Here is a 14,338-nt window from a genome sequence, read left to right on the forward strand (position 1 = left end):
TTGCGGGGCGGGTCCAAACCTCGTCCGTCCCAGGTTTCTCGGGTGACCCGAGAAACCTCGCCTTCGCAAGAGTTTGAAACTCTTGCGAAGGCGAGGTTTGTCGGGTCGAGCGAAGGGGGGTCACCCCACCCGCTGCAGCCCCCGCTGGCCGTCCGCGAGCTCGAAGCTCGCCTGGGTCCGCACCGCGGAGCCGCGGGTCGTCACCCTGTCGAGCGAGCGGAAGTCGGCGCGCATCGAGGTGGGGGTGATGCTCGTGCGCACGTACCCGCGCTGGTTGCCGGAGAACTTCAGGTGCGGGTTCCACGCGATGATCGGGTCCGACCACGCCCCGTTGCCGTCGCCGCCCGAGGTGATGGACGTCGTGACGAGCTCGGTCCCGACGACGGCGCTGTCGGGGTCGGCGTCGTCGGCCTTGAGGTCCGCGGCCCAGTGCTTGTGAACGTCGCCGGTGAGCACGACGGGGTTGCGCACGCCTGCGTCGACCCAGGCCTGGGTCACCCGGTCGCGCGAGCCGGTGTACCCGTCCCAGCTGTCGTTGCTCGCGTGGAGCAGCTCCGGCTCGACCTTGCCGTCGCGCTGCGCGAAGAAGACCTGCTGACCGAGGAAGTCCCAGCGGGCGCGGCTGCGGGAGAAGCCGTCGCGCAGCCAGGATTCCTGGGCGTCGCCGGTGAGCGTGCGGCTCGGGTCGCTCGCCTCCGCGCAGTTGGTGTCCCACCCGTCCCCGCAGGCCTGGTCGTCGCGGTACTGGCGGGTGTCGAGCATGTGGAAGTTGGCCAGCTGACCCCACTGCATCCGCCGGTAGATCCGCATGTCCGGGCCGTTCGGGAGGGAGGAGCGGCGCAGCGGCATGTTCTCGTAGTAGGCCCTGAAGGCGTTGGCCCGGCGGGCGAGGAAGCGCTCGGGGGTGTCGTTCCACTGGTCGGCGCGCTCGTTCTCCGGGATGCCGGCCGCCCAGTTGTTGTCGACCTCGTGGTCGTCCCAGACGACGAGCCAGGGGGCGACGGCGTGGGCGGTCTGCAGGTCGGGGTCGGTCTTGTACTGCGCGTGCCGCAGCCGGTACCCGCCGAGGGTCACGGTCTCGGTGCCCGCGTGGGTGCGGACCGCGGTCGGGTTGCCCTTGCCCTCGTACTGGTAGTCGCCGAGGTGCAGGACGAGGTCCGGCTGGTCGTCGGCGAGGTGGCGGTAGGCAGTGAAGTACCCCGCCTCGAAGTGCGCGCAGCTCGCGAAGGACATCGCCAGGGACGAGGGCAGCTCGTGCCGCGCCGGGGCGGTCCGCGTGCGTCCGACGGGACTCAGGTGGCCGTCGACGCGGAACCGGTACCAGTACTCGCGGCCGGGACGCAGGCCCTCGACCTCGACGTGCACGGCGTGTGCGTCCTCGGGGCGGGCGACGGCGGTGCCGCGCGCGACCGGGCGGCCCATCCCCTCGTCGGTCGCGACCTCCCACTGGACGGCGACTGCACGGCTGGGCATGCCTCCCTTCCCGTCCTCGGCGAGCGGCTCGAGCGCCAGGCGGGTCCACAGGACGACGCCCGAGGGGGTCGGGTCGCCGGACGCGATCCCGAGGGCGAAGGGGGAGACCCGGATCGGTCCGGTGGCGACGAGGAGGGAGGTGGCGGGGGCGGCGGACGCAACCGCGGTGGTCGTGGCGATGGTGCCGGCGGCGAGACCGCCGGCGAGGACGTGGCGACGGGAGAGGGTCATGGCGGCACGTTCCCGCAGCGACGTGAACCCACCGGGCAGGCCGCGTGAACCAGACGCTCCCCCTTCGTGGTCCGGGCATGAAGACCCGGTCAGCGAACAGTCAGGCCCGCGGCACCCGGTACCGCACGAAGGCCGGGCTGACGGCGGTCGCGACGAGCGTCAGCACGATGACGAGCACGCCGCCACCGATGGTCGTCGCCGCGGTGCCGATCTCCCCGGCGACGAGACCGTGCAGCACGTCGGCCACGCGTGGCCCGCCGGCGACGACGACGACGAAGACGCCCTGCAGGCGTCCGCGCATCGCGTCCGTCGCGGAGGTCTGCAGCATCGTCGAGCGGAAGGCCGCGGATGCCGTGTCCGCCGCGCCGCCGACGGCGAAGGACACGCACGCGATCGCCAGCCACGGCACGACGAGGCCGTCGGCCAGCGCGACGGCGACACCGAAGCCGATGATCGCGCCGCCCCACACGAGGATCGCGGCGGTGACCGCCAGCCCCTGCCGCTCCACCCGGGAGACCCAGCCCGACATCACACCGCCGAGGAAGGCACCGATCGGCATGGCCGCGAAGAGGAGGGCGAAGGCCAGACCGCCTTCTGCGGGGCCGCCGAAGTCGACGTCGGCCATCTCCGGGATGAGGGCGCGGGGCATGCCGAAGACCATCGCGATGAGGTCGACGACGAAGGACATGAGCAGCACCGGCTGCGTCGCGAGGTAGGCGAACCCGTCGACGACCGAGCGGACGCCGGGGGAGGAGCCGGCGACGACCTCGACCGGCAGGGGCGGAAGGGAGATCACCGCGCGGAGCGTGGCGAAAAGGAAGAGTGTGTCGACGAGGTAGAGCCACGAGAACCCCAGGACGGGGATGAGCGCGCCGCCGACGAGCGGCCCGGCGATCGCGCCGCCGGTGAAGACCGTCATGTTGAGGGTGTTGGCCGACGGCAGCAGCTCGACCGGCAGGATCCGCGGCAGCACCGCCGAGCGGGTCGGCTGGTTGACGCCGAAGAAGGCCTGCTGCACGGAGAAGATCGACAGCAGCAGCCAGACATTGGTGTTGCCGAGGGCCGCCTGGACCCAGAACGCCGCGGAGGTGAGGATCAGCCCCCACGTCGTCACCGTGAGCAGCCGCCGTCGGTCGAAGTGGTCGGCCAGCGAGCCGCCGTAGAGCCCGAAGACCACCAGGGGCACGAGCCCGAAGAGCCCGGTCAGCCCGACGTAGGCGCTCGACCCGGTCATCGAGTAGATCTGCGCCGGGACGGTGACGACCGTCAGCTGCGCCCCGATGACCGTGACGATCTGGGCGGTGAAGAGACGACGGTACGCCGGGACCTGGAGGGGGCGGGTGTCGGCCAGCAGGCCCCGGAGGCGACGCACCGCGTCACCCTACGCTCCGCCGTCAGATGAGCTCCGCGGCCGCCTCGGCGACCTTTTCGTGCTCCGAGCGCAGGCGCTTGAGGAAGTCCTTGGTCCGGGCGTGCTGCGGGTTGTTGATGACGTCCTTGGGCACGCCCTGCTCGACGACGACGCCGTCGTCCATGAAGACGACCCGGTCGGCGACGTCGCGGGCGAAGGCCATCTCGTGGGTGACGACGATCATCGTCATGCCCAGCCCGGCGAGGTCTCGCATGACCTCGAGGACCTCACCGACGAGCTCGGGGTCGAGGGCGGAGGTCGGCTCGTCGAAGAGCATGAGCTTGGGCTTCATGGCCAGCGCCCGCGCGATCGCGACGCGCTGCTGCTGCCCGCCCGAGAGCTGGTTGGGGTAGGCGTGCGCCTTGTCGGCGAGACCCACCTTGTCGAGCAGCTCCTGCGCCTCGGCGCGCACCTCGGCCCGCGGTCGCCTCTGCACCTTGACCGGGGCCTCCATGACGTTGTCGATCGCCGTCATGTGGGGGAAGAGGTTGAACCGCTGGAAGACCATGCCGATCTCCCGGCGCTGGGCGGCGATCTCCTTGTCCTTGAGCCGGTGCAGCTTGGAGGCGTCCGGCGTCCCGGTGTCGCGGTAGCCCATGAGGTCGCCGTCGACCCAGATCCGGCCGGCCTGGATGTCCTCGAGCTGGTTGATGCACCGCAGGAAGGTCGTCTTGCCCGAGCCCGACGGCCCGAGCAGGCAGACGACCTCACCGGCCGCGACGTCCATGTCGATGCCCTTGAGCACCTCGTTGCTGCCGTAGGACTTGCGGACCTGCGCCGCGCGCACGAGTGGCTGGCTCACTTGCCGCCTCCGATCGTCAGACCCATGAGGCGGGTCCTCGTCGTGTCCGTCGAGGTCTGCGTGGCGGTGTTGCCGTAGCCGCGTCCGAAGCGACGCTCGAGGAAGTACTGACCGACCATGAGGACCGAGGTGATGACCAGGTACCACATGCAGGCCGCCATGAGCGTGGGCATGATCTTCAGGGTCCGGTTGCCGATGGCCTGCGCCTGGAAGAACAGCTCGGTGCTCAGGGGCAGAGCCATGAGCAGCGAGGTGTCCTTGAGCATCGCGATCGTCTCGTTGCCGGTGGGCGGGATGATGACCCGCATCGCCTGCGGCAGGATGACCCGGCGCATCGACAGGCTCGGCTTCATGCCGAGCGCGGCGGCGGCCTCGCGCTGCCCCTCGTCGACCGACATGATCCCGGCGCGGGCGATCTCGGCCATGTAGGCCGCCTCGGACAGGCCCATCGCGATGATGCCCCAGATGAGCGTGTTGCTGATGTCGTTGACGTTGAGCGTGAGGATCGTGAGGTCGCTGCTCAGCCCGAGCGCCCCGGCCAGCTGCTGGCTGAAGGGGAAGGGGCCGATGTCGAAGCGCGGGTACAGGTAGCCGATGCCGGTACCGAAGAGCACGACGAGCACCAGGCGCGGGATCCCGCGGAAGAACCACGTGTACGCGAACCCGACGAGCTTCAGCACCGGGTTGTCCGACAGCCGCATGACACCGATGACGATGCCCAGGCTCACCCCGATGATCATCGAGCCGATCGTCGCGAGGATCGTGCCCTTGAGCAGCCCCTCGAGGACGGGGCTGTAGTTCATCACCTGGAAGGCGAAGGGCCAGTCCCAGCGCTCGTTGGTCACGAAGCTGCTGATGATCATCGCGAAGACGATGCCGATGACCACGAGGGCGACCCACCGCCCGGGATGGCGCACGGGGACGGCCTTGATCGGGCCCGTGTCGAGAGCGGCGGAGGTCCCCCCTTCGCCGGGCGTCGGGGGGACTCTCACGCTGTGGTCCGCGGTCATCAGGGGTTGACGGCGAACTCGTCGATGCCGCCGGACTCGTTGCCCCAGTTCTTGAGGATCTCCTCGTACGAACCGTCCTCCTTCATGCTCTCGAAGGCGGCGGCGATGGCCTCGCCGAACTTCTCCTGGCCCTTGGGGACGACGATGCCGTAGGGGGCGGAGTCGTAGGTCTCGCCGAGCGCCTCGAGCTTGTCACCCTGCTGCTTGACGGCGTAGAGGCTGATCGGGGAGTCGGCCGCCATCGCCTCGGTCTTGCCGGAGACGAGGCTCGCGGTGACCTTCGACTGCTCCTGCTCGATGACGAGCTTGATCTTGTCGTCGCACTTCTTGTTGAGCGCCTCGAGCTCGTCGAGCTGGACGGTGCCCTTCTGCACGCCGACGGTCTTGCCGCACGGGTCCTTGGGGTCGACCTCGGCCGGGTTGCCCTTCGTCGTGACCCACTGCGTGCCGGCGTCGAAGTAGCTGATCATGTTGACCGACTTCTTCCGCTCGTCGTTGATCGTGAAGGAGCTGACCGCGACGTCGTACTTCTCGGAGGTGACGCCCAGGATCAGCGAGTCGAAGGGGGCATTGCTCCACTCGGTCTTCAGGCCCATCTTCGCCGCGGCGGCGTCGAAGAGGTCGACGTCCATGCCCTCGACGGTCTTGCCGTCGTCACCCAGGAACTCGTTGGGCGCGTACGAGGCGTCGGACCCGACCTTGAGCGTGCCCTTGCTCTTGACGTCCTCCGGCACCAGCGACGCGACGTCCTCGTCCACCGAGACCTCGGCGGCCGACGTGGGGGAGTCGGACCCGCCCCCGCTGCCCTCGAGCGTGTCGGAACCGCACGCGGACAGGGCAGCCGTCCCGAGGGCGAGGGTGGTGAAGAGAGCGACGTGGGCACGGCGCATGGTGGTCCTCCAGATGCACGAGGGGCACTGGGTACGTGCCCGGTGCGGGACATCGTGCCATCGTGCCGGTCCCAACGGGGAGCACCCCGCCGCGACCGTCACTCAGCCGTGACTCCGGTCAGCTGCGGCCACGCGCCAGGAGCGCCTGGACGAAGACCCTCTCGATGTCCCCCGGCGTCTCGGCGATGTAGCTCGTGCCGCCGGTCTCGTCGGCGATCCTCTGCAGGGCCGTGGGGTTCGCCTCGCCCATCCCGATGGTGATGACGCGGACGGGGCGCTCGGCGTCGTAGGAGTCGTCGAGCTTCCTCAGCAGCTGTTTCAGGCTCAGGCCACCGTTGGGGTCGTCGTTCTCCCCGTCGGTGAAGACGACGATCGAGTTGACGTAGTCCGGGTCGTACTCCTTGACCATCTTCTGGTGGGCCGCCCAGATCGTGTCGTACAGCGCGGTGTCCCCGCCGATGTACTCGTCACCGTCGCCGACGAGCCGTCGCAGGGTGTCGCGCTGGGTGCCCCTGCCGACCGTGGCGTCGAGCCGACGGATGGGCGCGAGCTCGCGGTGGTCGGCGGTCCTGGTCAGGTCGCTGCTGAACATCCAGCCGCCGACCTGGCTGCCCGCAGGCAGGATGTCGACCCCCTTCTGCAGCGAACCCTGGGTGACGTCCCAGCGGGTCAGGCCGGGGGTGGGGCTGTCCCACTCCATCGAGCCGGAGACGTCGATGACCGCGAGCATGCGCATGTCGGTGCGCATGAGGTCCCACTGCTCGACGGCGGCCAGGCGTTCGTCGCGGTCGAGCGGCTCGAGCTCGGTGAGCTCGGCCGCGGGGCGGCCGTCGACCCGGGGGCCGCCCCGACCGCTGGAGTCGCGGAAGCCCGCCTCGGTGAGCGCCTCCCGCACCTCGAGCGTGCCGAGCCGGGTCCGCGCACTGTCGGCGGTCCTGAGGGCCTCGCCCGAGAGCGCCGGGTTGATGATCCACGGGTAGTCGAGCGTCAGCGTCCCCTTCTTCGGCATCACGGCGCGAAGGGGGGCGACCTTCGGGTTCTCGTCGTTGAACGCGGCGATCTGCTGCTCGGACGCGGGGAAGGGTTCGGACGTCCTGGTGTCCGCCCGGTAGTCGGCGAAGAGCTTGTCGAGCGAGGGCGCGGCGAAGCGCGACATGAAGATCAGGCGCTTGCCGGTGTCCAGGCCGATGCGGCCGGGCTGACCGATCCGGCTGGCGTGGAAGGCCAGTCGGCTCGCGGTGTCGACATCGGGGTTGGCCATGCGCACGCTGCCCTCCGTGTTGAGCAGGGTGCCCCACGACGAGACCGGGCCGACCTCGTCGTCGAGCTCGGTGCCCGCGGCGAGCACGACGGGGGAGGAGGCGATCGACTGGCCCTCGAGCCACTGGCCGCGCGACCGGCTGGAGTCGACGGCGTCGATCCAGGTCGAGCTGTCCGGGATCCACACGTCGGGGGCGTTGCCCTCGCTGATGTCCTTGGCGGCCTGTGCCGCGGAGGTGGAGCTCACCTCGAACTCCGCGCACTCGTCCCGGGCGCTCACCGTGGCCAGGGCCTCCTCGAGGGGGCCGGCGATCTCGGGGGTCGCGGCGACCGTGATCGTCGTGCCGCCGCAGCCGGCGACGTCGTCTCCGCCGCGCAGGGCGGCGAAGGCGCCGCCACCGCAGAGGGCGAGCACGAGGACGACGGCGAGGGGGACGAGCCAGCCGCGGCGGGAGCGCTTCGTCCTCGCGCGGTGCTCCCGGCGGGAGCGGGGCGGCTCCGCGGTCCGGGCGGTCTGCGAGGTCTGGGAGGTCTCGGAGGACTCTGCCTCGTCCCACAGGTCGTGTCGCCGCGTGGGGCGGTCGGGGCGGCCGTCGCCACTCATCTCTTCTCCTCCGTGCAGTGCCGTGCCTGCCGGACGCTTGGTTACCGGCCGGTCAAGTATGGCCCACGGAACGCGCCGGACGGCCTCGTCGGCGCCGTGTGCGGATCGTCACCCACCTGCCATGCTGGTGTGCATGACCAACTTCCTCATCCGCACGGGTGTCAATGCGGTCGCGCTGTGGGTCGCCGCCTGGCTCATCGACGGCATCGTCCTCGCCGAGGACGAGGCGACCTTCGCCTCGACGTTCGCCACGGTCGTCCTCGTGGCGCTGCTCTTCGGCCTGGTCAACGCGGTCGTCAAGCCCATCGCCAAGGTCATCGCCTTCCCCGCCATCGTCCTCACGCTCGGGCTGTTCACGTTCGTCGTCAACGCCTTCCTGCTGCAGCTGACGGAGTGGATCGCCTCGCCGCTCGGGCTGAGCTTCGAGATCACCGACTTCTGGTGGGACGCCGTGATCGGCGCGCTCGTCATCACGATCGTCTCGATGGTCCTCAACTGGGTCCTCCCCGACAAGGAGGACCTCGACCGCTGAGGCCCCGCACCCCTGCATTCCCCTAGGGCAATGCAGACGAGCGGTCGGCCAGAGGCCGCATTCCCCTAGGGCAATGCACCCCTCTGGGGCTGCCTGTGGACAAGTCGCCGCGCGTGACTCGGGATTCGGCCACGGTGGGTCCATGGCCCCCACCAGACCGCGGCACGTCGACATCTCCGCCTTCCAGGACTTGGCGCTCTTCTCGACCGCGCAGGCCCATGACGCAGCGATCTCCGGCCACGACCTGGCCGCCCTGGTCCGCCGCGAGCTGATCTGGCGGCCGGCGCCGGGGTGGTACTCGTGCCGCCCGGACGCGACGGACGAGGAGCGCCACGTCCTGCGCGTGGCCGCCAACCTGCGACTCCTCGGGGACGGCGCCGCGGCCTGCCGCGTCTCCGCGGTGCTCCTCCACGGGATGCCGATCGCCCGGTGCGACCTCGCGACCGTCGAGATCGCGGTCCTGGGTGCTGGTCACGGCCGGACCCGCCGCAGCGTGCGCGTCAGCGAGTTCGCGGCGAAGGGGGCGGACTGCCGACTCATCGACGTGCCCCTGGTGGGCGGCCGGGTGCGGGTCGTCGATCCGGCGACGGCGATCGTGGGCATGGCCGCCGCCAACAGCCCGTCGGGGGCGCTCGTGGCGGCGGACCATGCAGTCCGCCACGGGCTGTGCACGGTAGCCGACCTCGAGGAGGGCCTCCGGGTGCGGTCCGGGACGCGAGGTGTCGCGGCGGCGCGTCGTGCCCTGGCCCACGTCGACCCCCGGCACGAGTCGCCGGGGGAGACGCTGACCGCCGCCGTCCTGCGCCTGGGCGCATGGGAGTACGACCCGCAGGTCTGGGTGCGGGCCGGGGGTCGCTGGTACCGGCTCGACTTCGCGCTGCGGGGTCGCAAGGTCGCCATCGAGTTCGACGGCGAGGTCAAGTACACCGGCCCCGAGGTGATGCAGGCGCAGCTGGCGCGGCAGACCGCGCTCGAGGCGGAGGGGTGGGTCTTCGTGCGGATCGGCTGGGGCGATCTCGACAATCCCTCGATCCTGCTCGGACGCGTCCGCGACGCCGTCGCGGTGGCCGGGCCGGCGTGAGCCCCCCTTCGTGCCCGGACCCCACGCCGACCGTTCGTCTGCATTCCCCTAGGGCAATGCAGCCTCCCGGCCGGATCAGGCGGGGCCGAAGGCCCGAGCCACCTCGATGAGCCGGTCGTTGGCCTCGGGCTCGCCGATCGTCACCCGTACGCCGTCGGTGCCGTACGGGCGCACCGACAGCCCGGCCTCGCCGCAGGCCGCGACGAAGTCGGGCGTCCGCGCGCCGAGCGGGAACCACACGAAGTTCGCCTGGCTCTCGCTCATCTCCCAGCCCGCCTCGCGCAGGGCGTCCAGGACCCGACCGCGCTCGGCGACGATCTCCTTGACCCGCACGTCGAGCTCGTGCTGGGCCTCGAGCGAGGCGATGGCCGCGGCCTGCGCGATGAGGTTGACGCCGAAGGGGGTCGCGGTCTTGCGCAGTGCCTCGGCCACCGGCTCCGGCGCGACCGCGTACCCGACGCGCAGGCCCGCCAGGCCGTAGGCCTTCGAGAAGGTGCGCAGGAGCATGACGTTGTCGTGCCGCCGGCGCAGGTCGAGGCCGTCGACCTCCCCTTCGCCCTCGACGAACTCGAGGTAGGCCTCGTCGACGACGACGAGGACGTCCTTCGGGACCTTGGCGATGAAATCCTCGAGCTCGGCGTGCTGCACCGACGGGCCCGTGGGGTTGTTGGGGGTGCAGACGAGCACGACCCGTGTGCGGTCCGTGATCGCGGCGGCCATGGCGTCGAGGTCGTGGCGGTGGTCAGCGGTCAGCGGGACCTGGACGGACGTCGCACCGGCGATCGCGACGACGATCGGGTACGCCTCGAAGGAGCGCCACGCGTACACGACCTCGTCACCCGGGTCGCACGTCGACTGGATGATCTGGGCGAGCACGCCGACGGAGCCGGTGCCGGTCGCGATCTGCTCGCGGGGCACGGCGAGGTGGGCGGCGAGCGCGTCGGTGAGGGCCGTGACGCCCATGTCCGGGTAGCGGTTGACCTGCGTCGCCGCCTCCTCGATGACCTTGACGACCGAGGGGAGCGGCGGGTTGGGGTTCTCGTTGGACGACACCTTGTAGACCGTGAGGCCCTCGCGGGGGACGGGCGGCTTCCCGGCCACGTACGCAGGGACCTGGTCGAGGGCGGGGCGCAGCCGCGGGGTGTCCATGCGCGGCACCCTAACGCCCTCCCCGGTGAGCCCGCGCGAGCGCTTTTGGTGTCCAGTGGGTGAGACGCTAGGTTGGCCCCCACCAGAGATCTGTGGCTCGGGTCACAACCCGCCGCACGCAGCACAGCCGCGGTGCGGGCGACCCCCGTGCCGGGCCGAAGGGAGCACCAACCGTGAGTGACAACGAGGTCACCGGCCGCGCCGGTACCCAGATGGCCGGGGCCTTCGAGCCCTCGCCGGAGAGCGGCCCGAAGCCCCCGTCGGCGATCACCGGCCACTTCTCCGACGACAACCCGGAGATGGTCCAGTTCGTCGACGCCGACGGCAACCGGCTCGCGACCAACGCGACCAACGAGCCGTACGCGCAGATCGTCGAGGACATGACGAGCGAGGACGCGCGCACGATCTACCGTGACCTCGTCCTCGTGCGGCGCATCGACGCCGAGGGCTTCGCGCTGCAGCGCCAGGGCGAGCTCGGTCTGTGGCCGAGCCTCTTCGGCCAGGAGGCCGCCCAGGTCGGTGCCGGCCGCGCCCTGCGCCCCCACGACTACGCCTTCCCGGGGTACCGGGAGCACGGCGTCGCCTGGTGCCGCGGCGTCGACCCGGTGAGCCTCTTCGGCATGTTCCGCGGGGTCAACCACGGCGGGTGGGACTCCAACGCGAACAACTTCCACCTGTACACGATCGTCATCGGCAACCAGATGCTCCACGCGGTCGGCTACGCGATGGGCATCACGGCCGACGGCGCGGTGGGCACCGGCGACCCCGAGCGCGACTGCGCGGTCATGGCCTTCACCGGCGACGGCGGCACGAGCCAGGGCGACTTCAACGAGGCCCTCGTCTTCGCGGCCGTGAGCAACGCCCCCGTCGTCTTCTTCGTCCAGAACAACCAGTGGGCGATCTCCGAGCCCAACGACAAGCAGTTCATCATCCCGCCCTACCAGCGCGCCCGCGGCTTCGGCTTCCCCGGCGTCCTCGTCGACGGCAACGACCCGCTCGCCAGCTACGCGGTCGCCAAGCACGCGCTCGACAAGGCCCGCAGCGGCCAGGGCCCGACCCTGATCGAGGCGTACACGTACCGCATGGGTGCGCACACGACCTCCGACGACCCGACGAAGTACCGCAGCGACGCCGAGGTCGAGATCTGGAAGCACAAGGACCCGATCAAGCGGATGCGCGGCTTCATGGCCGAGCGCGGCCACGCCGACCCGGACTTCTTCGCCGCCGTCGACGCGGAGGCCGACGAGGTCGCCGCCCGGATCCGCACGGCCTGCCAGGAGATGCCGGACCCGGAGCTGTCGACGATGTTCGACCACCAGTACACCGAGCCGCACCCGCTCGTCGACGCGGAGCGCGAGGAGTTCATCGCCTACCACGCCGGCTTCGCCGAGGAAGGAGGCCGGGCATGACCGGCACCCGCCTGTCCCTGGCCAAGGGCCTCAACGCCGGGCTGCGCCGCGCCATGGAGGAGGACCCCAAGGTCGTCCTCCTCGGTGAGGACGTCGGCAAGCTCGGCGGCGTCTTCCGCATCACCGAGGGCCTGCAGAAGGACTTCGGCGAGCACCGTGTCCTCGACACCCCGCTCGCCGAGTCCGGCATCGTCGGCACCGCGATCGGTCTGGCCCTGCGCGGGTATCGCCCGGTCGTCGAGATCCAGTTCGACGGCTTCGTCTACCCGGCCTTCGACCAGATCGTCAGCCAGGTCGCCAAGATGCACGCCCGCTCCCTCGGCCACCTCCGGGTGCCGATGGTCATCCGCATCCCCTGCGGCGGCGGCATCGGCGCGGTCGAGCACCACAGTGAGTCCAACGAGGCCTACTTCGCGCACACCGCAGGCCTGCGCGTCGTCTCCTGCAGCAACGCGGCGGACGCGTACTGGATGATCCAGCAGGCGATCCGCACCGACGACCCGGTGATCTTCTTCGAGCCCAAGCGTCGCTACCACGAGCGTGGCGAGACCGAGATCGACGAAGGGGGGTCCCCGGACCTCGGTCTGTACGACGCCCGAGTGGTCCGGGAGGGCAGCGACGCGACACTGCTCTGCTACGGCCCCATGGTGAAGACCTGTCTCCAGGCGGCTGCGGCCGCGCAAGAGGAGGGCCGCGACCTCGAGGTCGTCGACCTGCGCAGCCTCAGCCCGCTCGACCTGCCGACGATCATCGAGTCGGTCAAGAAGACGCGCCGGGCGGTCGTCGTCCACGAGGCGTCCACCTTCGTCGGCCTGGGCGCGGAGATCGTCGCGCGCATCCAGGAGGAGTGCTTCTACCACCTCGAGGCGCCCGTCCTCCGGGTCGGTGGGTACAACATCCCGTACCCGCCCAGCCGCTTCGAGGATGAGTTCCTCCCGACCCTCGACAGGGTCCTCGACGCCGTCGACCGCTCGCTCGCCCACTGACCAGGAGGACCCCCGTGGCCGTCCAGCTCTTCAACCTGCCCGACCCCGGCGAGGGCCTCACCGAGGCCGAGGTCACCACCTGGAAGGTCCAGGTCGGTGACGAGGTCGCCGTCAACGACATCGTCATCGAGGTCGAGACCGCCAAGTCGCTCGTCGAGCTCCCGATCCCCTTCGCGGGCACCGTCGTCGAGCTCCTCGTCGCCGAGGGCGACACCGTCGACGTCGGTGCCCCGATCATCTCGGTCGAGGTCGCCGGCGCGGCCCCGGCCAGTGCCCCGGCCGCGCCGGGCGAGACCGAGGAGGCCTCCGGGCCGAACCTCGTCGGCTACGGCGCCAAGGCGGGCAGCACCCGTCGGCGTGCCCGCCGGGGAGGCGTCGCCCCTGCCGCGGAGGCGGCTCCTTCGCCGGCTCCCGAGCCACCGGCGGCGCCCGTGGCTGCGGCCCCGGCGCCGCTCACCGGGGCGCAGACCCGCGCCCTGGCCAAGCCACCGGTGCGCAAGCTCGCCAAGGACCTCGGCGTCGACCTGCAGTCGGTGACCCCCACCGGCGAAGGGGGCATCGTCACCCGTTCCGACGTCGAGTCGGCGGCGTCGGGTGCGTCGGCCGCCCCCGTCGAGACGGCTGCTGCGCAAGCTCCTCAGGGAGCGGTGGGCCAGGTGGGCCGCGGAGCGCCGGGTCAGGACGTCCGGGTCCCGATCAAGGGTGTGCGCAAGGCGACCGCCGAGGCGATGGTGGCCTCGGCCTTCACCGCGCCGCACGTGACGGAGTTCGTCACCGTCGACGTCACGGCGATGATGGACATGGTCGAGCGGCTGAAGCGGGACAAGGCCTTCAAGGACGTCAAGGTCACGCCCCTGCTGCTCGTCGCCAAGGCGTTCTGCCTGGCGCTGCGCCGCAACCACGAGGCCAACGCGAGCTGGGACGAGGCGGCGCAGGAGATCGTGCTGCACGCCGACGTGAACCTGGGCATCGCCGCGGCGACGCCGCGCGGGCTGCTCGTGCCCAACATCAAGGCTGCCGACTCGCTCTCGCTGCACGACCTCGCCGCCGCGCTCGGCGGGCTCGTCGCGACGGCGCGCGAGGGTCGCACCCAGCCGGCGGACCTCGGCGGCGGCACGGCGACCATCACCAACGTCGGCGTCTTCGGCGTCGACACGGGCACGCCGATCCTCAACCCTGGCGAGGCGACGATCCTCGCCTTCGGCGCGGTCCGCCGCATGCCGTGGGTCGTCACGGCTGCGGACGGCAGCGAGTCGATCGAGCCGCGCTGGGTGACCCAGCTGGCGCTCTCCTTCGACCACCGGTTCGTCGACGGTGAGCTCGGCTCCAAGCTCCTCGCCGATGTCGGGGCCCTCCTGCACGACCCCGGCACCGCCTTCCTCTGGGCCTGACCCCCCGCAGGGCCCGGGTCCGAGCCCGCAGACCTGAACCCGCATTCCCCTAGGGCAATGCGGGTTCAGGTCTGCATTGCCCTAGGGGAATGCAGCATCGGGAGGGAAG

The 14,338-nt window shown here is 71.0% G+C and carries 12 protein-coding genes; 5 read left to right on the forward strand and 7 right to left on the reverse strand.

Translation table 11 applies throughout. The annotated features are described in order from the left end of the window. Nucleotides 1–120: 120 nt before the first annotated feature. The 6 genes from JT1_RS16145 to JT1_RS16170 form a co-directional block, all read right to left on the reverse strand. The gene (locus JT1_RS16145) at nt 121–1,704 is read right to left on the reverse strand and encodes an alkaline phosphatase D family protein (protein WP_068328884.1); all 1,584 of its coding nucleotides are present in this window, start codon (nt 1,702–1,704) and stop codon (nt 121–123) included. Nucleotides 1,705–1,804: 100 nt separating this feature from the next. Beyond that, nucleotides 1,805–3,076 (reverse strand): MFS transporter, encoded by a 1,272-nt coding sequence (locus JT1_RS16150; RefSeq protein WP_068328888.1) that lies wholly within the window; start codon nt 3,074–3,076, stop codon nt 1,805–1,807. 22 nt (nt 3,077–3,098) lie between these two features. Then, nucleotides 3,099–3,917 carry an amino acid ABC transporter ATP-binding protein gene (locus tag JT1_RS16155; RefSeq protein ID WP_068328891.1) on the reverse strand — a complete coding sequence of 273 codons (819 nt, stop codon included), beginning with the start codon at nt 3,915–3,917 and terminating at the stop codon, nt 3,099–3,101. Further along, nucleotides 3,914–4,909: an amino acid ABC transporter permease gene (locus JT1_RS16160; RefSeq protein ID WP_068329410.1), complete on the reverse strand. Its 996-nt coding sequence runs from the start codon at nt 4,907–4,909 to the stop codon at nt 3,914–3,916. Before JT1_RS16160 ends, JT1_RS16155 begins: the two co-directional genes overlap by 4 nt. A gap of 17 nt (nt 4,910–4,926) precedes the next feature. After that, a complete protein-coding gene (locus tag JT1_RS16165; protein WP_068328894.1) occupies nt 4,927–5,817 on the reverse strand; it encodes an ABC transporter substrate-binding protein in 891 nt (296 codons plus the stop codon). Between the two features lie 118 nt (nt 5,818–5,935). Then, nucleotides 5,936–7,681 (reverse strand): substrate-binding domain-containing protein, encoded by a 1,746-nt coding sequence (locus JT1_RS16170; protein WP_068328898.1) that lies wholly within the window; start codon nt 7,679–7,681, stop codon nt 5,936–5,938. Between the two features lie 133 nt (nt 7,682–7,814). Between JT1_RS16170 and JT1_RS16175 the strand changes: the two genes are divergently transcribed. Both JT1_RS16175 and JT1_RS16180 read left to right on the forward strand, forming a co-directional pair. Then, nucleotides 7,815–8,213, forward strand: coding sequence for a phage holin family protein (locus JT1_RS16175; RefSeq protein WP_068329411.1), 399 nt, complete (start codon nt 7,815–7,817; stop codon nt 8,211–8,213). A gap of 142 nt (nt 8,214–8,355) precedes the next feature. Continuing rightward, entirely contained in the window at nt 8,356–9,294 is a 939-nt protein-coding gene (locus JT1_RS16180; RefSeq protein WP_068328900.1) for a hypothetical protein, read from the forward strand. 75 nt (nt 9,295–9,369) lie between these two features. Here the strand turns inward: JT1_RS16180 and hisC are convergent, their stop codons facing one another. Then, entirely contained in the window at nt 9,370–10,443 is a 1,074-nt protein-coding gene (hisC, locus tag JT1_RS16185; protein ID WP_068328903.1) for a histidinol-phosphate transaminase, read from the reverse strand. A 173-nt stretch (nt 10,444–10,616) separates the two neighbouring features. Between hisC and pdhA the strand changes: the two genes are divergently transcribed. From pdhA to JT1_RS16200, 3 genes are read left to right on the forward strand one after another with little or no spacing between them, the layout of a single operon-like run. Next, entirely contained in the window at nt 10,617–11,852 is a 1,236-nt protein-coding gene (gene pdhA / locus JT1_RS16190) for a pyruvate dehydrogenase (acetyl-transferring) E1 component subunit alpha (RefSeq protein ID WP_169702040.1), read from the forward strand. Further along, nucleotides 11,849–12,838, forward strand: a complete 990-nt coding sequence (locus tag JT1_RS16195) for an alpha-ketoacid dehydrogenase subunit beta (protein ID WP_068328906.1) — start codon at nt 11,849–11,851, stop codon at nt 12,836–12,838. Before pdhA ends, JT1_RS16195 begins: the two co-directional genes overlap by 4 nt. A gap of 14 nt (nt 12,839–12,852) precedes the next feature. Further along, nucleotides 12,853–14,229, forward strand: coding sequence for a dihydrolipoamide acetyltransferase family protein (locus JT1_RS16200; protein ID WP_068328909.1), 1,377 nt, complete (start codon nt 12,853–12,855; stop codon nt 14,227–14,229). The last annotated feature ends 109 nt before the right edge of the window (nt 14,230–14,338 follow it).

This window comes from Janibacter terrae NBRC 107853, assembly GCF_001591405.1.
GTDB classification, from domain to species: Bacteria; Actinomycetota; Actinomycetes; order Actinomycetales; family Dermatophilaceae; genus Janibacter; species Janibacter terrae.

Bases quoted from the DNA above. Each gene is read 5' to 3' on its own strand.
- hisC (WP_068328903.1), bottom strand. From the start codon at position 10,443: ATGGACACCCCGCGGCTGCGCCCCGCCCTCGACCAGGTCCCTGCGTAC.
- JT1_RS16170 (WP_068328898.1), bottom strand. From the start codon at position 7,681: ATGAGTGGCGACGGCCGCCCCGACCGCCCCACGCGGCGACACGACCTG.
- JT1_RS16145 (WP_068328884.1), bottom strand. From the start codon at position 1,704: ATGACCCTCTCCCGTCGCCACGTCCTCGCCGGCGGTCTCGCCGCCGGC.
- JT1_RS16195 (WP_068328906.1), top strand. From the start codon at position 11,849: ATGACCGGCACCCGCCTGTCCCTGGCCAAGGGCCTCAACGCCGGGCTG.
- JT1_RS16180 (WP_068328900.1), top strand. From the start codon at position 8,356: ATGGCCCCCACCAGACCGCGGCACGTCGACATCTCCGCCTTCCAGGAC.
- JT1_RS16175 (WP_068329411.1), top strand. From the start codon at position 7,815: ATGACCAACTTCCTCATCCGCACGGGTGTCAATGCGGTCGCGCTGTGG.
- JT1_RS16165 (WP_068328894.1), bottom strand. From the start codon at position 5,817: ATGCGCCGTGCCCACGTCGCTCTCTTCACCACCCTCGCCCTCGGGACG.